Genomic DNA, 18,394 nt, shown 5'->3' with positions numbered 1-18,394 from the left:
GTTCGTCAGCCGAACATGCCGGGCACGTAGTCGCCGGCGGGCTGCTGGACGATGACGTTCGCGCGGTTGTAGGCGTTGATCAGGGCGATGAGCGCGATCAGGGCGGCGAGCTGCTCCTCGTCGTAGTGCTTGGCGGCGTTCGCCCAGACCTCGTCCGGCACCCCGCCGGCCGCGTCCGCGATCCGGGTGCCCTCCTCGGCCAGCTCCAGGGCGGCCCGCTCGGCGTCGGAGAACACGGTGGCCTCGCGCCAGGCGGCGACCAGGTGCAGCCGCGTGGCGCTCTCGCCGGCCGCCGTGGCGTCCTTGGTGTGCATGTCGGTGCAGAACGCGCACCCGTTGATCTGGCTGGCACGGATCTTCACCAGCTCCTGCGTGGCGGCCGGCAGGGTGGAGTCCCCGATCACCTTGCCCGCGGCGTTGAAGTGCTTGAACAGCTTGCCGGCGACCGGGTTGGTGAGGAGGTTCAGCCGAGCGTCCATGATCTGCTCCTGGGTGGTGGCGGTTGCTGACACCTCTCTGACGGAGCGGGGCGCCGGGATGTGACACGGGCGCGTGTGACCCGGGTCACACGCCCGTGCGAGGTGTCGCGATACGCCCGGAAAGGCTCACCCGCGCCGGTCCGGCCGTGCCCTTTGCCGGCCCGCGGTCGTTTCAGCGGGCATGCGGAAGATCATCATCACTGCCACGCTCGCCCTGGCCGCCCTGGCCATGAGCGCCCCGGCCCATGCCGACGACGACAGCGACTTCGGCGTCGGCGGCGTCAACGCCGCCAACAACTGGAACTTCACGGCGGCGGACGTCTGCCTGCAGGAAGCGGCCGTGGTGCCGGCCGTGGCCGACTACCTCTCCGACTACTCCGAGAACTGCGCGAACGGCAAGGCGGCCGACCCTGCCGGCAGCTAGCGTCACCCGGCCGGGACACGCGCACGCCCCCTGCCCGCGGAGAGTCCGCGGGCAGGGGGCGGCGGTGTCGGAGGGGCGCCGGCGCCCTCACGGCCTGGAGCGCGGTCGATCGGTATGGGTGGCATGCCGGGCCCGGCTCTTGGCCGGGAGCTGGCCGACGAGTTCCCAGAAGCACACCAGCGCGGTGACCGGCGGGATACCGAAGATCACTAACGACAGCAGTGCATGGGAGGAGTGGCTGACGCACAGCGCCACGGCCATCGCGGAAGAGGCCAGGACGATGCCCCAGGAGCGCCGTGCGCTCCGGCGCTGGGCCGTCGCCCGCAGTACGGAGAGCGCCGCCACGAACCACGGCCCGTACACCGTCAGCGGCCAGTACCGGGCCACCTGCAGGGGCAGCACCGAGCAGGCGATCCCGCGCAGTTGGCCGTACGAGTAGCAGACGGACCAGCACAGCATGCCCACCGCGCACAGCGAGACCGTCGCGATCAGCAGCGTGATGTGTGTGACGCGCCGGCCGCCGTCGAGCAGATGGGATTCCTGGCGGAGCCGCCGACGGCCGCCCCGGCGCGGGGACGGCACGGTCGGCGGGGCGGCGGGAGCCGGGTGCGCGACGGTCGGCGTGGACAGCATCTGGGCCAGTTCCTCGACCGGATCCCAGTCGTTCTGCGCGATGCCCGGTTCCGTGACGCCCCAGGTGTGGTCGTAGAGACCGGCGTCCTGATGAATCCTGTCCATGGGTCAGCCTCCGCATCCTGCCTCAGGATGCCCTGTACAGATTCGCCATGGCCCGCCAGTATTCATTTTCCATCGCGCTGATTCTTTTCAGGAAATCATCGAGCAGGTCGGAGCATGACGTGGGATCCACATCGCCGTAGCGGTGGAGTGGAGACATCAGGAAGTCGTCGGCCAGCGGCCAGTCCAATCGCATCACGGTGACCTAACGACGGCCCCCGGAGGCTGGGTTTGGGGCATTCGAGGGAATACGCGTCACCTGGAAGGGGGGTTTCCGGGCCGCTGCGGGCACATCATCGAAGTAATGGCGAACATGTCGGAAATTGCATCTCGTGAATACTGGAATGAGATGTCCGGTGGACTCGCCGGCGGCCGGCGCTCCCCTCAGGCCGTCCGCACCTCGGTCCCGGTGTCCGCCTTCACCGCGGCCGTGGCCGACGCTTCCCGCGGCAGCTTCCGCATGAGGCTCGCGTATCCGAACCCCGCCGCCGTCCCCACCACCGCGCACATCCCCCACAGCCAGTCCGCGCCCAGCCGGTCGATGACCGCGCCCGACATCAGCGGGGCGACCAGGGCGGCGACGGACCAGGAGAGGGTGTACACGCCCTGGTAGCGGCCACGGCCGTGCACCGGGGAGAGGCCGACGACGAGGCTGGTCTGGGTCGGCGCGTTGACGATCTCGGCGAGCGTCCACACGCACACGGTCAGCATGAAGACGCCGACCGACCCGGCGAAGGCGGTGAGCCCGAAGCCGTAGCCGGCGAGGAGCGAGGAGGCGACCAGCAGGGTGCGCGGGTCGCGGTGTTCGATGAACCGGGTCACGGGGATCTGGAGCGCGACGATCAGGATGCCGTTGACGGCGATGGCCAGGCCGTAGTCGGCGGGCGAGAACCCGGCCCGCCCCATGGCCACCGGCAGCCCGACCGAGCCCTGCTGGAAGACCAGCGCGACGAGGAAGGACAGCCCGACGACCGCCATGTACCGCCTGTCCCGCAGCACCGTGCCGAGGCCGACCTCCGCCTCCGCCTGCCGGGCCGTGGCCGCGGGCCGGGACTCCGGCACCCGGGCGAAGACGACGACCGCGCAGGCCAGGGTCATCCCGGCCTCGATCAGGAATCCGGCGAGATAGCTGAACTCGGCGATGAACCCGGCGGCCATGGAGGAGACGGCGAAACCGAGGTTGATGGCCCAGTAGTTGAGGGAGAAGGCACGCACCCGGTCCTCGGGGCGGACGAGGTCGGCCATCATCGCCTGCACGGCCGGCCGGGAGGCGTTGGAGGCCATGCCGACGAGGAAGGCGACGCCGGCGATGGCGACCGGGTGGGTCATGAAGCCCAGCAGGGCGACGGAGGCGGCGGTGGCGGTCTGGGCGATCAGCAGCGTGGGCCGCCTGCCGAGCCGGTCCGCCATGACCCCGCCGCCCAGGGAGGAGACCACCCCGCCGAGCCCGTGCAGGGAGGCGACGAGACCGGCGTACGAGGCGGAGTAGCCGCGGTCGAGGGTGAGGTAGAGGGCCATGAACGTGGCCACGAAGGCGCCGAGCCGGTTGACGAGGGTGCTCGTCCACAGCCACCAGAACTCCCGGGGGAGCCCGGAGACGGATTCCCGGACGGCACGTCTCACACTGGCTGATGGCATCGAGGATCCCCCACGGCGGTAAGCGGCTCAAGCAGCGGCCACAACTTACAAACGGGGATCTTGGTGACGCCACTCAATTAACACGCGGCGTCAATCGAGCCGCGGTGCCCGCGACCGCGGGGCACCACGCGGGGCGCGGCCGGATACGCGGCGCCCCGCGCCGCCCGCTCGAAGCGGCTCGGGAACGGATACTTCCGCTCCAGGAAGGCCCGGATGGCCGCCTGGGCCGCCGTCCGCTCCGCCGGGGCGGTGTCCACGTCGTTGAGGCAGAAGAAGTCCACGTCCTCGCCGGCCGTGAGACGCGCCAGCCGCCGCCGCATGTCCGGCGTGCCCAACTGCACGTACCGGAAGCGGTAGTCGGCGGGCACGGCCCGGCCCGTCGCGATCGCCCAGTGGTGGTGGAGCGTGGACGCCGGAGCGACATCGGCGGTGGACCGGAACCGCGAGTACGCCGTCCGCTCCAGCTCCTCGATGCCGAGATCCTCCATCTCCCGCATCACCGACAGCAGTTGCGGATGAGGGGTGTGCAGCGACTTGTGCGTGATCTGCCGGCCGTGGAACCTCCGGATCACCTCGCGGGAGTTCTTCCCGGCGGAGTTCGGCGCCGGCTCCAGCGGGTGCGGGGCGCCGACCCCGAGCTTCAGCGGGGACAGCGGGATGCGGGCGATGCCGTTGCCGTGGAAGAAGTGTTCGGCCCGCACCGGCCGGTTGATGAAGACGTCGTCGTTGAAGTAGAGGTAGTGCTCGGACAGGCCCGGTATGTGGTGCAGCCGGCTCTCTATCGCGTGCGAGTTGAAGACGGGCAGCGCGTCGGCCGGGAGGATGTCCCGGTGGTCGACCACGGTCAGGCCGGGCGTGTCCGGGTCCAGCCAGGCCGGAGTCTGGGAGTCGGTCACGAGGTAGACGTGCCGGACGAAACCGGCGTACATCTCCAGCGACCGCAGCGCGTACTTCAGTTCGTCATGGCTGGTGTAGCGGGAGGCGCCGGTCTCGCGCGGGGCGATGACGTTGTCGGAGAGCGCCTGGTGCGCCCGCCGCTTCACCGCCATCGCCGGGTCGTCCCCGTCGACCCAGGTGTACACGACGTCGACGGGGAAGCAGACCTGGTCGATGCCGGGCTCGGCGAACGCCGCGAACGTCGGCACATCGCGCCGCCGCCCGACGACGACACCGGGCTGCTGCCCAGCGACCACGGCCGCCTGCCCGGTCGTCGCGGTGGCCGCCCGCCCGGTCGCCGGGGCGGACGCCTGCCCGGTCGCCGGGGCCGGCTGCCAGGCCGTGGCCGGCAGCACCTCGGAGACGGCGTTGCGGCGCGGAGCGACCAGCGCGGGACCGAAGTCGTCCTGGAGCCGGGTGCCGGGCACCGTGAGATGCGCGGGATCCGCGCCCAGCTCCCGGCCGTACCGCCAGAACTCGATGTCGCAGCCCGTCTCCAGCCCGCCCAGCACCTGCCCGCCCGGTCCCAGCCGCAGCACGCCGGTCCGCAGCACCGGGGCCCCGCGCAGCGCCCGCGGCAGCCTCCCGTCCGCCCACAGCACCGCCCTGGTCACGGCACCGTCCGCGCCCACCGCACCCACGTACCCGGCGCTCCGGGCGAAGTGCTGCCGGGCCCGGGCCAGCACGGCGCCACGGTAGGACTCCTCCACCCCGATCACCGGCCGCGGCACCACGGGCCCCTGCTCGGCGGGCACCAGGAAGTACGGGACACCGGCCGCCTCCAGCAGGGCGCACACCTGCTCCAGGTCGGCGGCGGCGGCCTCCGCGGCGGTGTACCCGGCGACCGTGCGCCCGTACAGCCGCACCGGACCGCACGCGACCCGGCGCAGCCCCGGTACGGCGGCGCGCAGCCGGCGGCGGGCCGGGGCCGCGCGCAGCGTCCAGAGCCGGGCCGACAGCCACAACCGCAGGCGCAGCAGCAGATCCCGGGCGGCCCGCAGCCCCGGCTGCGGGACCGCGAAGCGATGACGGATGTCGATGGCCATGGCCGCAGCCCGTCAGCTCTGCTTCTCGAAGGGGCTCGGGAAGGGGAAGTAGTTCTCCAGGAACTCGTGCATCCGGACGCTGACCTGCTCCCGCTCCTCCGGCGGCACGTCGACGTCGTTGAGGCAGAAGAAGTCGAAGCGGCGGTTGCGCCGCAGGTCGGCCAGGCGCCGCGCGGCGTCGGGGCGGCTGATGTTCACGTACCGGAAGCTGAACTTGCCGGGCACGCCCCGGCCGGTCATCAGCGCGTACTGGTACAGCAGCGGGGCCGTCATGGCGATGTCCTGCGGCGAGCGGAACCGGGACGCGGTGGTGCGGCGGACGTCCTCCGGGAACAGCTCCTCCAGCGCCCGCAGCGCGCCGCGCTGCTGCGGCAGCGGGGTGTGCATGAAGTTGTTCGTGGTCATCCGCCCGAACTTCTCCAGCAGCAGCCGTCGTACGTTCTTGCTGGCGGAGTTGGTGGCCGTCTCCTCGGCGTGCGGCTTGCCGATGCCGATCTTGAGCGGGGACACCGGGATCTTCATCAGACCGCTGCCGAAGAAGAAGTGCTCCGGGGTGACCCGGCGGCCGACGAAGACGTCGTCGTTGAAGTAGAGGTAGTGCTCCGACAGGCCCGGTATGTGGTGCAGCCTGGTCTCGATCGCGTGCGAGTTGAAGACCGGCAGCACCTCCGCCGGGAAGATGTCGCGGTGGTCGACGACCGTGATCCCCGGCGCGGTGTCGTCGAGCCAGTGCGGCTTCTGGCCGTCGGTCACGATGTAGATGTGCCGGACGAAGTCGGCGTACATCGCCAGCGAGCGCAGCGAGTACTTCAGCTCGTCGTGACTGGTGTAGCGGGACGCGTTGGTCTCCTTGTCCAGGATCTCGGCGATGCCGCGGTCCTGGTGGCGGGCCCGCTTCGCCCGCATCGCCGGCTCCTCGCCGTCGACCCAGGTGTAGACGACGTCGACGGGGAAGGTCACCTGGTTCACGGTGGGCAGCGTGAGCGCCGTGAAGCTGGGCAGCTCCCGCTCCCCGACCCGCACGGTCGCCGGCTTCTGCTCGCTCGCCGGCAGCACGTCCGTGATCCCGTTGTTGCGGGGCGTCACCAGCGACTCGGCGAAGATGTCGGCCGAGGCCTGCGGCTGCACCTTGGCCAGCCGGCGGGGCCCGTCGGCGGAGGCGAGCAGCTCCGCCCCGTCCTCCCAGAACTCCACGTCGCAGGCCAGCTCCGGCCCGGCGAGCAGCTGGCCGGCGGGCCCGAGGTGGTTCTCGCCGACGCGCAGCACGGTGGCCGTGCGCAGCGCGGCGGGCAGGGCGCCGTCCAGGAACAGCGCGGGGTGCTTGAGCTGGCCGCCGGGCAGCGGCCGGCCGATGAACACGGCCGTACCCGCGTTGCGGGCCTCCAGCGCGGTCAGGAACCGCTCGCGGTCGACGGCGTTCACACCGACCGTGTAACGCGCCCGGGAGGACACCAGGAAATAGGAGATGCCTTCCTGTTCCAGCGCGCCCACGACAAGATCGAGGTTCTGCGCGGCCGCCTCGGCCGCACGGAACCGGTCCACGACCCGGCCGTAGAATTGCTGGCCACGCACCGCGACCGGGCGCAGCACCGGATCCGTGACCGCGGCCTTGCGCCGCCGCCGCATGGTGCGCAGCTGCCAGACCCGCTCGGCGGCTTTCCGCTCGACTCGCGGTCGCATCCGCCGCGCAAAGGAACGCACGGTCACGTTCGGTGCTCCTCTTCCTGACCCCTCAACTTCCTGGCGATAACCAGACAGATGAATGTGAGGAAAGGTTGTAGAAGAGTTAAGCCGGAATTCAGCGGGCGGCAGCGCGGACCCGCACCCACCGCACGGCCCGGCGGGCTGGGCCCCCACGGGCGGCGCGGCCCCCAGAATCCTTAGGTAGGCTCAGGACCATGGCCGACGCACCGTACAAGCTGATCCTCCTCCGCCACGGCGAGAGCGAGTGGAACGCGAAGAACCTGTTCACCGGCTGGGTGGACGTGAACCTGAACGAGAAGGGCGAGAAGGAGGCAGTCCGCGGTGGCGAGCTCCTGAAGGACGCCGATCTTCTCCCCGACGTGGTCCACACCTCCCTCCAGAAGCGCGCGATCCGCACCGCGCAGCTGGCGCTGGAGGCCGCGGACCGCCACTGGATCCCGGTGCACCGCTCCTGGCGCCTGAACGAGCGCCACTACGGTGCCCTCCAGGGCAAGGACAAGGCGGCGACGCTGGCCGAGTTCGGCGAGGAGCAGTTCATGCTCTGGCGCCGCTCGTACGACACCCCGCCGCCGCCGCTCGCCGACGACTCCGAGTTCTCGCAGGCGCACGACGCGCGCTACGCGACGATCCCCCCGGAGCTGCGCCCGGACACCGAGTGCCTCAAGGACGTCGTCGTCCGCATGCTCCCGTACTGGTACGACGGCATCGTCCCCGACCTCCTGGCCGGCCGCACGGTCCTGGTCGCCGCCCACGGCAACAGCCTGCGCGCCCTGGTCAAGCACCTCGACGGCATCTCCGACGCCGACATCGCGGGCCTGAACATCCCGACGGGCATCCCGCTCTACTACGAGCTGGACGCCGACTTCAAGCCGCTCACCCCGGGCGGCAAGTACCTGGACCCCGAGGCGGCAGCGGCTGCCATCGAGGCGGTCAAGAACCAGGGCAAGAAGAAGTAACCCCGCCTGATCAAGCCCCCTGCCTGCGGTTTCTCCGCGAGCGGGGGGCTTCTTCATGGGCATGGGCGGCCGGGGGCCGGGCAGAGCGACGCCTGACGTCGCCCTGCGGAACCGGATGGTGCGACGATCCCCGGACAGAACGGCTAGCCCGCCGCGACGATCTCCTCGACCGCCCCGAGATCACATCCGCCTTCGGCCACACGTCCGGCTCCCCCGGCAGCTTGTACGCGCTGCGCACGGGGCCGCACCACAAGTGCACCAGAACAAGCGGGAAGGGGGGGCCTGGTGAAGGCAGGCGCACCAGAGGGGGTCCTCCTGCTGTGCGCGTCAACAGCAGAGGACCTGTGCCACTACCTTGCGGAAGTCGCCAGCCGCGAGTGCCTTCGCCGGGATCGTGAAATACAACGTTCCAGCGTCACCCCAACCCCACCCGAGTTCGGTGTCCTCGGCAAGCTGGAGTAGATGGACGGCCGCGCCGTCTGCGTCGCGAGACGACACCTGCAGCGTGTGCGAGGTGTCCGGCCAACCGAAGGCACAGTGACTGCCAGCGGTGTTTCCATCGAGATCTCCCATCTCGCTGAGGATCAGCGATGCCGCTCCCCAGTGCTGGCCCCTGTCGAACTCCACGTCATCGTCCTCAACGTCCCAGCAGTCCGGGAGCATGGTCACCTCAGCCGCGTGAACCGGCGTTGGCGCGTAACTTCTCGCTGGTTGAGGGGCTGCCACCATGACTGCCTGTGCCGGGTCGGCGGGGATGACGCGACACATCCCGGATCCGGACAGGTCCAGTTTGCGGTACTCCTCGTACGGCAAGTCTGGATCCAGGTAGAAGAAGTTGAGCAGGCCAGGCCGTACTGGCAGTTCCGTGCCCAGCCAGGTAGCGAGAACATCCGTGTCCAGCACGGCGTGGAGGGACAGCGGAACACCGTTGTGTTCGGGCCAGAGGGTCTCCGGTTCGAGGAGGGCAGGACCCCCAAGCCGACACTGACCGGTTGCCCGGGCCCTTTCGCTTGAGCGGATCAGCCGAAAGCCGCGGCGTGCCATGGCAGCGAACTGCCGACCGGCCCTCTCACCGAGCCGCTGGCTGCACACGTCGTTCAGCCTGCCAGGATCGTCGAACTGCATGCCAGGATCTTGCCAACCTCTGCCTGACCCTGGCCACCCTGAAGCACGACCAGACGGCCGTGCCCGTGCCAGACGTCTGCCAAACCGTGCGGAGAACTACGGGGAGCAGGGGAAGAGTTCGTTCGCTGGTCAGGCGTCACAGCCGCTCCGCCGCAGGTCAGCCCAGCAAAGACAGGTAGATGACCCGAGCTTCCCAAGCTGAGAGCGCGAGTTCGATTCTCGTCACCCGCTCGGTCCACGCGTGCGGCGTGGAGCGGGGGCGTTTTCGTGGGTTGATCTCCGGGGCCTCAGTGGCTGGGCAGGCCGGCCGCGAGGTTTCTCTCCGCCAGGGCTTCGATGCGTGCCGAGCGCACGGTCTTCGCTGCCTTCGGCGGCTTCACCGTGACGGGGTCACCGTAGGCGTAGAACCGGAAGTCGACCGGCTCGGGCGCGAAGGTGGGCATGTCTACGACCAGCTTGCGGGGATACGGCTTGCCGTCGGCCTTGACGTACGTGGTCACCGAGTCGCCCGCCTCGCCCCGGCGCAGCGGGACGAGGCGTTCGCCGTTCTCGGTGACCCCGGCCTCGCGGGAGGCGTGCACGCCGGGGGTCGCCAGCCGGTCGGCGATGGTGTGCACGGCGGTCAGGGCGCACAGGTCGACCATGCTCTCGCGGATCCTGCCGTCCCCGCTCAGCCGCAGCCACTTGCCGCGCAGCCCCTCCGCCAGCTCAGCCCCCTCCTCGCTGACGGCACCGCCGCGGTCCAGAAGGTCGTCGCTCCAGCTCATCCAGGTACGGTCACCGCGCTCGACGACGACGTGGAAGATTCCGCCCTGGGCGTCGACGCGGCAGTTCTTCTCGTGGTCGACGCTGATCTCGACGTCCCCGCCCATGGCCACCGCGGCCCTGGTCGTGACCCGTACCGACGGTGCGTCCTCCAGCAGGCGGAGGGAGTGCGACAGCAGGTCACCGTCCGTGCGCCGCCCGTCCTGGCCCGAGCCGCCCGCGCCGGCGTCACAAGCGGTCAGCGCCAGTGCCGTCCCCACCGCACCCAGAACGGCCAGCCGCCCTGCCCTGCCTGTCACCACAACCCCGCCCTTTGCGTTCCATATATGCAGTCGCACTATATGAGTGGGTGTGGTCCCAGGAGTGAGACGGGCCGATCGTGGCACGTCAGAAGGGCTGGGAGCGGAGGTGCGGCGAGCGACGACTGCCGGGCGGTGGCCTTGAGCGCGCCGCCTTGTTCGCCGGCGCGAATCCGCGCTCCACCTTCCGGGCCCGACCTCGGCTCATCCGGCCGGAGCCAGGGGCGTCAGTGGTCCAGGCGTACGGGCATCAGGATCGAGAACGTCTCCTCGTCGTCGGGCCGGCGGATCGCGATCGGCGCCGTCGGGGCCCCGAACTCCAGAATCAGTCGGTCCCGGTCGCCGGCAGCGAGCGCGTCCAGCAGGAACGCGCGGTCGACGGCCACCTGGTTCTGGTCGTCGTCACCGTCCTCGCAGACGACCACGGTGCCGTCGCGCGCCACCTTCAGCACGCTGAGGTCGTGGGAGTGCCCGCCCTGATCGCGCATCTCGCTCGTGCGGACGGGGCCGCTCGCCACCGCCTCGCGGAGGACCGGCACGTCGACGAGGGCGCGGCGTCCGGCCGGCAAGCGGACGAGGCGACGGTAGTCGGGGAAGTCGTGGTCGAGGTGCCGGCCCGACACCCGGCCGTCCTCCGTCTCCAGCGCCACTCGATCACCGTCCACGGAGAGCCGCGCGGATCCCTCGACGTCCAGCACCGCCCGCATCGCGTCGACGAGCGGGGCGGGCACGACGACGCGCACAGCGGGTCCGTCGTGCCCGGTGGCGCCGGCCCGCGCGACCGCCATCCGGTACCGGTCGGTGGCCACGACGTGCAGTGCCTCGCCTTCGATGTCGAACAGGACACCGCCCAGCATCGGCAGCTCCGGATCGGTACCGGCCGCGAAACGGACCGCGTCCAGGGCGGCTGCCAGCTCGGGGGCGGAGGCGGTCGGCCGGCTGATGGTGGATTCCCTGGCAGTCACGGGGTTCTCCCTGCATGCGAGTAGGTTCCGGAGCGTGGAGAACTCCTCGCGGGCATCGGTCAGATCCCGTTCGAGACGGCGCAGATGCGCCTGGAGCAGTTCGGTCACCAGGTCCTTGTCCGCACCGGACCAGCCGGCCAGGACGAGCCGGATGTCCGCCAGCGGCATGCCGGCCCGACGCAACCGGGCCAGCAGACGCGCCTCCTCCAGCTGGGCGGGGCCGTACCAGCGGTATCCGCTCGTCGGGTCCACCCACGTGGGGACCAGCACACCGGCACGGTCGTAGAACCGCAGGGCGCTCACGCCCAGTCCGCTGTCCCGGGCCATCTCACCGATGCTCCGCATCTCGCTCTCCACACCCGGAACCCTGAGCCCTGCACAAGGTAGAGGGTCAACCTCGATCGACCAGGACGTCCGCGGTCGCCGCGACTCGACCGGAGCGCTGCCTGGGCGGGCCGTTCGGTCCGGTCGCGACCGGACCCGAGCACCCCCTCGGTGGGCCGTTCAGCATTCGGGGCAGTCCGCCGGGGCGGGCGGCGGTTCGGGGAACGTGCGGTTGCCGTTCAACCAGTCCGTCAGCCACTGCGCCAATGTGAACCGCGTCGGGAAGAAGCAGTGCCGCTCACAGCGGACGTTCGGGTCCCAACCCCACATGCGGCCTTCCGGCGTGCTGAAGTCGACGGACCACCAGATCGCGCAGCCGAGCGTCATCAGGGGCACCGTGTGGCGCGGGGGCCAGGTGAGATCAGGGTCGGGTGAGCCGAAGTCGCGGGCCATCCGGAGGAGGGATTCCTCGTCGCTGTACCACTTGCCCGCGTCGGTCAGGGACACGACACCGTCCGGGCCGAAGCCGCCGTTCGCGACGTCGAGGTACAGCCGCCGCAGCAGCGTGGGCAGGGGCCGGCCGATGATCGCTTCCAGCTCCGCGGCGGCCTCCGGCGGCGCCGGGGGCGGCAGCGCCCACGCCCGGGCGTGGGCGCGGACCCGCTCGATGATCTCTTCGTCCGTCACCGGTCGATGATCGGGTACCGGCCTCCGGGAGTCCACGCCGACCGGCCTTCGGGAGTCCGTGCCGGTCGGCCGTCTCCCCGCCGGGCACGTTCCGGCCAGGTACACCCCGGTCCACTCCAGTCGAGAGTCCAGCCCAGCCCAGACCAGCCCGGTCCAGCCCAGCCCCGCCCGGCCATGCCGTGGGCGTGGAAATCGCGCAGTTACTTTCGCCGCTCCGGGAAACTCGGTAGCCGAATACCGATGGATCATGGCGGTCGAGACCGAGCCTTGGGGGTGATCAGCATGCCGCCCCAGGAATCCGGACCGCCGCCGGGCGGTGGCGTGCCGCCCGACGCAGAGGCGCGGCTACGGGTCAGTGAGACGCTGGCCGCTGCCGCGCGGGGTGCGGACGATCAGCAGGCCGTCCCCGGCGCGTTGTGCGCGGCCTGTGTGCAGCTGCTGCCGATCAGCGGTGCCTCCGTCTCGATCTCGGGTGGCAAGGGCATCCGCGTGACCTGGTGCGCCAGCGACCGGGTCGCCGCCCGGCTGGCCGAACTCCAGTACACCGTGGGCGACGGTCCCTGCCAGACCGCCCTCGACCACGGCAACCCGGTCATCGCGGGCGACCTCACCCAGGGCCCCGACGCCGGCCGCTGGCCGATCTTCGCGCACGAGGCGGTGGGCCTCGGCGTCCGGGCCGTGTTCTCGCTGCCGCTCGGTGTCAGCGGCGCCGCCGTCGGCACGCTCGACCTGTACAGCGATCAGGCGGGCGGGATCGCGGAACCGGACCTGCGGACCGCGCTGTGGGTACGGGACGCGGTCACCTTCGCCCTGGTGAACCTCCAGGCCGCCGCCCGCGCCGCCCGCCGCCACGACGACCAGGACGGCACCGCCGAGGACACCGATGCGGACACGGAGGACGAGGTGGCGTCCTGGGTGGCGGCCTCCGAGGCCGACCACACCGAGGTCTACCAGGCGGTCGGCATGGTGATGGTGCAACTGGACGTGGATCCCGAGCAGGCCCTGGACCGGTTGCGGGCCCGCGCCTACGCCGAGGGCCGCACGGTCAGCCAGATCGCCTGGGAGGTCCTGGCCCGCCGGCTGACCTTCCGGCCGGAGTCGTACGACGGCGATCCCGGCCACCCGTACGCCGGGGACCCTGGCCCCCCGCGTGCCCGGGACCCTGGCCCCCCGCATGCCGAGCACCCTGGCCGCCCGTACGCCGGGGACTCCGGACGGTACGCCGGTGATCCGGAGCATCCCGCCGAGGGCAGTGACCCGCAGGGCAGCGGTGACCCGGAAGACGGTGAGCGGTGACGAGCCGTGAACCGGCAGCGCACGACCACCCTCCGCGGCCCCCTGGAGGATCCGCCCCACCGCGCGCGCAGACCTCTGACCGCCGGCCCGGCAGTCCGCCGGCCCAGTAGTCCGGCAGTCAGCAGCCCCCGCGGACCAGCAGCCCTCCGTCGTCCGGTCCTCAGACGTGGAGCGGTACCGGATGCACCTCGTCCGCGCGGTGCCCGGCGCGTTCGTGCACGCGCTGGACGGCCTCCGCCGAGGGCGCCTCGGAGAGGCAGTAGACGAACCCGGACTCCGGGTCCGCCCAGGCGCTCTCGAAGTGCACGCCCTCGTCGCTCTCGATCGCGAGGTCGGCCTGGTGCGCCTCCATCAGCTGATCGGCCGTGATGCCCTGCATACCGCGGTGTACGTCCATGAACTTGGCCATGACCTCACGCCTCCGTCCCGCCTGTGCGTCCCGCCTGCTCACGTCCATGCTGCGCCCGGCGGGCGGGAGGGGCATCCGGTACGGCGAGGGGCCGGTGCGGACCGCGTCCGCACCGGCCCCGGGTGCCGTACATCCGCACTGGTCAGCCGCACTGGCAGGGGTTGCCCGACTGGCACCCGCAGCCGCAGCCCGAGCCGCAGCCGCACGCGCCGACCAGCGGCAGGCTCTTGATCTCGGCGGGCTGCTGGGTCTCGCGCTGCTGGGTGGGGTCGGGCGTGGTGCCGGGGGATTCGGCCATGGGTCCCTCCTAGACCTGTGGGCAGGGGTGCCCTCGCCTATGTCATGCCCGTTCTGCCGGGCGCATCAACGGCGCACGGAGGCGCCGGCCTCCCCGCGGGCGCCCGCCCTCCACCGAAGGCGCCCGCCCTCCACCGAAGGCGCCCGGCCCACCCCGAAGCCGCCCGGCCCACCCCGCACGCGCCCGGCGACAGCGGAGGCACCCCGCAACAGCGGGGCCCCCGCTGCACGGACCTCACCCACACCCCCTGATAGGGGCCCTCGCGGACGTCAGGGCCCCTCGACGCCCGTCACCGGCTGGATGTCCGGCTGCAGCTCGTCCGCGTGCTCGCCGGTGACCAGGTAGACCACGCGCTTGGCCACGGCCACGGCGTGGTCGGCGTACCGCTCGTAGTAGCGGCCCAGCAGGGTGACGTCCACGGCCGTCTCGATGCCGTGCTTCCAGCGATCGTCGATCAGGTGCTGGAAGAGAGTGCGGTGGAGGAGGTCCATCTCGTCGTCGTCCTGCTCCAGCTGGAGGGCCAGGTCGACGTCCTTGGTGATGATCACCTCGGCGGCCTTCGCCATCAGGCGCTGCGCGAGCTGGCCCATCTCCAGGAGGGTGGCGTGCAGGTCGTTGGGGACCGCACGCGCGGGGAAGCGCAGCCGGGCCAGCTTCGCCACGTGCTGGGCGAGGTCGCCGGAGCGCTCCAGGTCGGCGGACATGCGCAGCGAGGTGACGACTATCCGCAGGTCGGTCGCCACCGGCTGCTGCCGGGCCAGCAGGGCTATCGCCCGGGCCTCCAGGTCGTGCTGGAGTTCGTCGACCTTCTGGTCGGCCTCGATCACGCTCTCGGCCAGCTTCAGATCGGCGTCGAGCATGGCGGTCGTGGCGCGCCCGATCGCCGATCCGACCAGCCGGGCCATCTCCACCAGTCCGTCGCCGATCGAGTCCAGTTCCTCGTGGTACGCGTCCCGCATCAGGGTTCCCTCTCGTGCGTCATCGTTCGGGGGGTTCGGGGGCCGTCACGTCACGCGTGCGCCCCCTGTCGAAAAACGGCGGTACGAACCCCACGCTTCCACGCTGTGCCCCGTACGCGTCTGTTTCCGCCATCCCAAATGAACCAGTACTGGCTCCTAGGTGAACTCTGGGCGACGAGTGTTCGAGGTCGCACCTCGACGGCTGTGGTCATGTCGGAGGGCATGCCTAACCTGGGGGCATGGACGTGAACGCGGCGGTCGCCGCAGCAGCAGCGATCGCCGGGGCACTGACCGGCGTCATCGCCATGCTGGCGTTCCGCTGGAGCGAACGCGACCAGAAGCGACCGACCAGGACTTCCTTGCACACTGATCCCGTACTCCCGCCCGGCGTGGACACCGTTCTGTCGGTGCTGCGCTCCTCCGCAGTCGTCCTCGACGAGGCCGACGCCGTGGTCAAGGCCAGCTCCGCCGCCTACGCCCTCGGGCTGGTCCGCGGCGGCACGCTCGCCATCGAGCCCATGCTCCAGATGGCCCGGGACACCAGACGGGACGGCGAGATACGCCAGGTCGAGCTGGACCTGCCGCGGCGCGGCACCGGACGGGGCGAGGCCCTCGCCGTCTCCGCGCGCGTGGCCCCGCTCGGCTCCCGCCTGGTCCTGCTGCTGGTCGAGGATCTGACGGAGGCCCGCAGGATCGAGGCGGTACGACGCGACTTCGTGGCGAACGTCAGCCATGAGCTGAAGACGCCCGTCGGCGCGCTGTCCCTGCTCTCCGAGGCCGTCATGGACGCCTCCGACGATCCCGAGGCCGTCCAGCGCTTCGCCGGCCGGATGCAGATCGAGGCGACCCGCCTCACCAACCTGGTCCAGGAACTGATCGACCTCTCGCGGGTGCAGAACGACGACCCGCTGGAGGACGCCGAGCCCGTCCGCGTGGACGAGCTGGTCGCCGAGGCCATAGACCGCTGCCGCCACCAGGCGGGCACGAAGCAGATCACCATGGCCGCCGGAGGCACCGCCGACCTGCACGTGTGGGGCAATCGCGGCCAGCTCGCCGCGGCCCTCGGCAACCTGGTCGAGAACGCCGTCAACTACTCCCCGGCCCGCACCCGCGTGGGCATAGCCGCCCGCCGCCTCTCCGCGCCCGGCGGCGACATGATCGAGCTTGCCGTGACCGACCAGGGCATCGGCATCTCGGACAGGGACAAGGAGCGCATCTTCGAGCGCTTCTACCGTGTCGATCCCGCCCGCTCGCGGGCCACCGGCGGCACCGGTCTGGGTCTCGCCATCGTCAAGCACGTGGTCGCCTCGCACGGCGGGGAGGTCACGGTGTGGAGCGCCGAAGGCCAGGGCTCCACCTTCACCCTCAGACTGCCGGAGGCGGGCGTGGCACGCGACCGCGCCGGGCAGCATCCCGACCTCGACGACGAGGCCGGGCCCGCCGACTCATCCCCGTACGAACCGCTTCCCGCCCCGGAGGTCCTTCCGTGACCCGTGTGCTCGTCGTCGAGGACGAGGAGTCCTTCTCCGACGCCCTGTCGTACATGCTCCGCAAGGAGGGCTTCGAGGTCGCCGTCGCGGCGACCGGTCCCGACGGACTGGACGAGTTCGAGCGCAACGGCGCCGATCTGGTCCTTCTCGACCTGATGCTGCCGGGTCTGCCCGGCACCGAGGTCTGCCGCCAGCTGCGCGGCCGTTCCAACGTCCCCGTGATCATGGTGACCGCGAAGGACAGCGAGATCGACAAGGTCGTCGGTCTCGAAATAGGAGCCGACGACTACGTCACCAAGCCCTTCTCCTCGCGCGAGCTGGTCGCCCGTATCCGGGCCGTCCTGCGCCGTCGCGGCGAGCCGGAGGAGGTCACCCCGGCCGCGCTGGAGGCCGGCCCGGTCCGCATGGACGTCGACCGGCACGTGGTCACCGTCGGCGGCTCCAAGGTCGACCTTCCGCTGAAGGAGTTCGACCTGCTGGAGATGCTGCTGCGCAACGCGGGCCGTGTGCTCACCCGCATGCAGCTCATCGACCGCGTCTGGGGCGCCGACTACGTCGGTGACACCAAGACCCTGGACGTCCACGTCAAGCGCCTGCGCGCCAAGATCGAGCCGGACCCCGGCGCGCCGCGGTACCTGGTGACGGTCCGGGGCCTGGGCTACAAGTTCGAGCCGTAGACCGCACCCGCCGCGGACCGCGTCCGTCGTGGACCGCACCCGCCGCGGACCGCGTCCGTCGTGGACCGCGTCCGTCGTGGACCGCTCTAGCCGGCGGACCCCGGACGGCGGTGGGCGCGCGACGCCGACGGCGGTCGGAGCGCGACGCGTCCGTCGGCGGACACGGACGACGAAGGGCGGCACCCCGCACGGGGTGCCGCCCTTCGCCGTACGGCAGGTCAGTGCTCGGTGGCCGACTGCGACGCGGAGTCGCTCGGGGTGACGGCTTCCTCGGAGGCCGAGGCGGAGGAGGAGGCGGAGCCGGACGGGGTCTCCTTGTCCCCCTTCCCCGGCTTGCCGCTGCTGGACGCGCTCGCGCCCGGGGCGCCGGAGGCGGGCGCCGAGGCGGAGGGGGTCGGGATCTCGGACGGACCCCACTTGTCGAAGTAGCTGGTGGCCGGCACCACGAAGGCACGCAGGCTGACCTCACCGGTCTTGCTGAGGGTGAAGGTGACCTTCTGGGCGTTGCCGTCCTGGACCGACTCGCGGCCGTTGGGGATCACGGCGGAGGCGTTGTCCTTGCCGCCGACGACCAGGGAGCCGTGGGCCGGGACGGTCAGGCCCTTGCCCTTGGCGGGGGTCAGCTTCACGGTCTCGTTCGAGTCCGGGAGGGTGATCGACTGGAGCGTCTGGTCGGTGGCGCCCGCGTTGAACAGGGTCGCGGAGACCGCGGCCGGCCCCGTCGCCTTCAGGTCGGGCTGGGTGATGATCGTGGCATTCTGGATCTTGATGTCCCCGACGCTGGTGGCCGCGTTGTCCGGCTTGATCTCCAGGGTCTGGGAGTTGTTGCCGGCGCCACAGGCGGCGAGCGAGGCGATCGAGAAGACGATGGCGGAGGCGGCGAGGGCGCCGCGTCGAAGGCTGCTGCTCACGGCGGCGGCAACTCCTTGAACGCGCGGGCGGCTCCCCTTATAAAGCCACCCTAAGTGTCTGTCAGCGGCCTTAGGTTACCGAGCCGTTCCCACGCCGCCGCACCCGACCCTCCCCCAAGCGGCGGGCTTCCCTCCAGGTGGGGGTACCCGGCGGGGCACGAGCGACTCCGCGGTCACATTGCGGAGCAGCTCGTCTGCCATTCACATAACGCGGCGGTGACCCCTCTCGACGCCCCTCGCGAAATCTCTGTGAAGGAATGCGTGAACCTCC

At 71.2% G+C, this 18,394-nt stretch carries 19 protein-coding genes; 5 read left to right on the top strand and 14 right to left on the bottom strand.

Translation table 11 applies throughout. The annotated features are described in order from the left end of the window. Positions 1-5: 5 nt before the first annotated feature. Positions 6-479, bottom strand: coding sequence for a carboxymuconolactone decarboxylase family protein (locus ACZ7KF_RS04760; RefSeq protein WP_471069450.1), 474 nt, complete (start codon positions 477-479; stop codon positions 6-8). Positions 480-660: 181 nt separating this feature from the next. Between ACZ7KF_RS04760 and ACZ7KF_RS04755 the strand changes: the two genes are divergently transcribed. Beyond that, positions 661-903 (top strand): hypothetical protein, encoded by a 243-nt coding sequence (locus ACZ7KF_RS04755; RefSeq protein WP_471069448.1) that lies wholly within the window; start codon positions 661-663, stop codon positions 901-903. Between the two features lie 87 nt (positions 904-990). Here the strand turns inward: ACZ7KF_RS04755 and ACZ7KF_RS04750 are convergent, their stop codons facing one another. The 5 genes from ACZ7KF_RS04750 to ACZ7KF_RS04730 form a co-directional block, all read right to left on the bottom strand. After that, positions 991-1,641: a DUF2637 domain-containing protein gene (locus ACZ7KF_RS04750; RefSeq protein ID WP_471069446.1), complete on the bottom strand. Its 651-nt coding sequence runs from the start codon at positions 1,639-1,641 to the stop codon at positions 991-993. Positions 1,642-1,663: 22 nt separating this feature from the next. Then, the gene (locus ACZ7KF_RS04745; protein ID WP_471069444.1) at positions 1,664-1,828 is read right to left on the bottom strand and encodes a hypothetical protein; all 165 of its coding nucleotides are present in this window, start codon (positions 1,826-1,828) and stop codon (positions 1,664-1,666) included. A 194-nt stretch (positions 1,829-2,022) separates the two neighbouring features. Then, on the bottom strand, positions 2,023-3,276 hold the full coding sequence (locus ACZ7KF_RS04740; protein ID WP_471069442.1) for an MDR family MFS transporter: 1,254 nt from the start codon (positions 3,274-3,276) through the stop codon (positions 2,023-2,025). Positions 3,277-3,353: 77 nt separating this feature from the next. Continuing rightward, the gene (locus ACZ7KF_RS04735; RefSeq protein ID WP_471069440.1) at positions 3,354-5,258 is read right to left on the bottom strand and encodes a stealth family protein; all 1,905 of its coding nucleotides are present in this window, start codon (positions 5,256-5,258) and stop codon (positions 3,354-3,356) included. Between the two features lie 12 nt (positions 5,259-5,270). Continuing rightward, positions 5,271-6,938: a stealth family protein gene (locus ACZ7KF_RS04730; protein ID WP_471069438.1), complete on the bottom strand. Its 1,668-nt coding sequence runs from the start codon at positions 6,936-6,938 to the stop codon at positions 5,271-5,273. Between the two features lie 218 nt (positions 6,939-7,156). On the opposite strand from ACZ7KF_RS04730, the gene ACZ7KF_RS04725 reads away from it, so the two are divergent. Next, positions 7,157-7,918, top strand: a complete 762-nt coding sequence (locus ACZ7KF_RS04725; protein WP_471069436.1) for a phosphoglyceromutase — start codon at positions 7,157-7,159, stop codon at positions 7,916-7,918. 327 nt (positions 7,919-8,245) lie between these two features. Here the strand turns inward: ACZ7KF_RS04725 and ACZ7KF_RS04720 are convergent, their stop codons facing one another. From ACZ7KF_RS04720 to ACZ7KF_RS04705, 4 genes are all read right to left on the bottom strand, one after another. Next, positions 8,246-9,043 carry a DUF1963 domain-containing protein gene (locus ACZ7KF_RS04720; protein WP_471069434.1) on the bottom strand — a complete coding sequence of 266 codons (798 nt, stop codon included), beginning with the start codon at positions 9,041-9,043 and terminating at the stop codon, positions 8,246-8,248. A gap of 287 nt (positions 9,044-9,330) precedes the next feature. Beyond that, on the bottom strand, positions 9,331-10,107 hold the full coding sequence (locus tag ACZ7KF_RS04715) for a hypothetical protein (protein ID WP_471069432.1): 777 nt from the start codon (positions 10,105-10,107) through the stop codon (positions 9,331-9,333). A 227-nt stretch (positions 10,108-10,334) separates the two neighbouring features. Then, complete coding sequence (locus tag ACZ7KF_RS04710; protein ID WP_471069430.1) at positions 10,335-11,417, bottom strand: DNA polymerase III subunit beta family protein; 1,083 nt, start codon at positions 11,415-11,417, stop codon at positions 10,335-10,337. A 159-nt stretch (positions 11,418-11,576) separates the two neighbouring features. Next, positions 11,577-12,083, bottom strand: coding sequence for an SMI1/KNR4 family protein (locus tag ACZ7KF_RS04705; RefSeq protein WP_471069428.1), 507 nt, complete (start codon positions 12,081-12,083; stop codon positions 11,577-11,579). A gap of 282 nt (positions 12,084-12,365) precedes the next feature. On the opposite strand from ACZ7KF_RS04705, the gene ACZ7KF_RS04700 reads away from it, so the two are divergent. Next, positions 12,366-13,379, top strand: a complete 1,014-nt coding sequence (locus ACZ7KF_RS04700; protein WP_471069426.1) for a GAF and ANTAR domain-containing protein — start codon at positions 12,366-12,368, stop codon at positions 13,377-13,379. 160 nt (positions 13,380-13,539) lie between these two features. On the opposite strand, the gene ACZ7KF_RS04695 is transcribed toward ACZ7KF_RS04700, so the two are convergent. The 3 genes from ACZ7KF_RS04695 to phoU form a co-directional block, all read right to left on the bottom strand. Then, positions 13,540-13,788, bottom strand: a complete 249-nt coding sequence (locus ACZ7KF_RS04695; RefSeq protein WP_471069424.1) for an SCO4226 family nickel-binding protein — start codon at positions 13,786-13,788, stop codon at positions 13,540-13,542. Between the two features lie 142 nt (positions 13,789-13,930). Then, the gene (locus ACZ7KF_RS04690; protein WP_471069422.1) at positions 13,931-14,086 is read right to left on the bottom strand and encodes a hypothetical protein; all 156 of its coding nucleotides are present in this window, start codon (positions 14,084-14,086) and stop codon (positions 13,931-13,933) included. A gap of 269 nt (positions 14,087-14,355) precedes the next feature. Then, positions 14,356-15,045 carry a phosphate signaling complex protein PhoU gene (gene phoU, locus ACZ7KF_RS04685; protein WP_471069420.1) on the bottom strand — a complete coding sequence of 230 codons (690 nt, stop codon included), beginning with the start codon at positions 15,043-15,045 and terminating at the stop codon, positions 14,356-14,358. Positions 15,046-15,284: 239 nt separating this feature from the next. Between phoU and phoR the strand changes: the two genes are divergently transcribed. Both phoR and phoP read left to right on the top strand, forming a co-directional pair. Further along, the gene (gene phoR, locus ACZ7KF_RS04680; protein WP_471069418.1) at positions 15,285-16,535 is read left to right on the top strand and encodes a two-component system sensor histidine kinase PhoR; all 1,251 of its coding nucleotides are present in this window, start codon (positions 15,285-15,287) and stop codon (positions 16,533-16,535) included. Next, positions 16,532-17,212 (top strand): two-component system response regulator PhoP, encoded by a 681-nt coding sequence (phoP, locus tag ACZ7KF_RS04675; RefSeq protein WP_014673455.1) that lies wholly within the window; start codon positions 16,532-16,534, stop codon positions 17,210-17,212. The genes phoR and phoP overlap by 4 nt, the downstream gene beginning before the upstream one ends. Positions 17,213-17,430: 218 nt before the next feature. Here the strand turns inward: phoP and ACZ7KF_RS04670 are convergent, their stop codons facing one another. Continuing rightward, entirely contained in the window at positions 17,431-18,123 is a 693-nt protein-coding gene (locus ACZ7KF_RS04670; RefSeq protein ID WP_471069415.1) for a copper chaperone PCu(A)C domain-containing protein, read from the bottom strand. Between the last annotated feature and the right edge of the window lie 271 nt (positions 18,124-18,394).

It is taken from the genome of Streptomyces sp. NPDC038200 (assembly GCF_055600785.1).
Note: the sequence above shows the minus strand (reverse complement) of the source record. Positions and strands in the feature narration are given on the sequence as shown.

What these genes read in the sequence shown, in the direction of transcription:
- ACZ7KF_RS04760 (WP_471069450.1), bottom strand. Translation starts at nt 479, where the DNA reads ATGGACGCTCGGCTGAACCTCCTCACCAACCCGGTCGCCGGCAAGCTG.
- ACZ7KF_RS04755 (WP_471069448.1), top strand. Translation starts at nt 661, where the DNA reads ATGCGGAAGATCATCATCACTGCCACGCTCGCCCTGGCCGCCCTGGCC.
- ACZ7KF_RS04750 (WP_471069446.1), bottom strand. Translation starts at nt 1,641, where the DNA reads ATGGACAGGATTCATCAGGACGCCGGTCTCTACGACCACACCTGGGGC.
- ACZ7KF_RS04740 (WP_471069442.1), bottom strand. Translation starts at nt 3,276, where the DNA reads ATGCCATCAGCCAGTGTGAGACGTGCCGTCCGGGAATCCGTCTCCGGG.
- ACZ7KF_RS04735 (WP_471069440.1), bottom strand. Translation starts at nt 5,258, where the DNA reads ATGGCCATCGACATCCGTCATCGCTTCGCGGTCCCGCAGCCGGGGCTG.
- ACZ7KF_RS04730 (WP_471069438.1), bottom strand. Translation starts at nt 6,938, where the DNA reads ATGCGACCGCGAGTCGAGCGGAAAGCCGCCGAGCGGGTCTGGCAGCTG.
- ACZ7KF_RS04725 (WP_471069436.1), top strand. Translation starts at nt 7,157, where the DNA reads ATGGCCGACGCACCGTACAAGCTGATCCTCCTCCGCCACGGCGAGAGC.
- ACZ7KF_RS04720 (WP_471069434.1), bottom strand. Translation starts at nt 9,043, where the DNA reads ATGCAGTTCGACGATCCTGGCAGGCTGAACGACGTGTGCAGCCAGCGG.
- ACZ7KF_RS04710 (WP_471069430.1), bottom strand. Translation starts at nt 11,417, where the DNA reads ATGCGGAGCATCGGTGAGATGGCCCGGGACAGCGGACTGGGCGTGAGC.
- ACZ7KF_RS04700 (WP_471069426.1), top strand. Translation starts at nt 12,366, where the DNA reads ATGCCGCCCCAGGAATCCGGACCGCCGCCGGGCGGTGGCGTGCCGCCC.
- ACZ7KF_RS04695 (WP_471069424.1), bottom strand. Translation starts at nt 13,788, where the DNA reads ATGGCCAAGTTCATGGACGTACACCGCGGTATGCAGGGCATCACGGCC.
- ACZ7KF_RS04690 (WP_471069422.1), bottom strand. Translation starts at nt 14,086, where the DNA reads ATGGCCGAATCCCCCGGCACCACGCCCGACCCCACCCAGCAGCGCGAG.
- phoU (WP_471069420.1), bottom strand. Translation starts at nt 15,045, where the DNA reads ATGCGGGACGCGTACCACGAGGAACTGGACTCGATCGGCGACGGACTG.
- phoR (WP_471069418.1), top strand. Translation starts at nt 15,285, where the DNA reads ATGGACGTGAACGCGGCGGTCGCCGCAGCAGCAGCGATCGCCGGGGCA.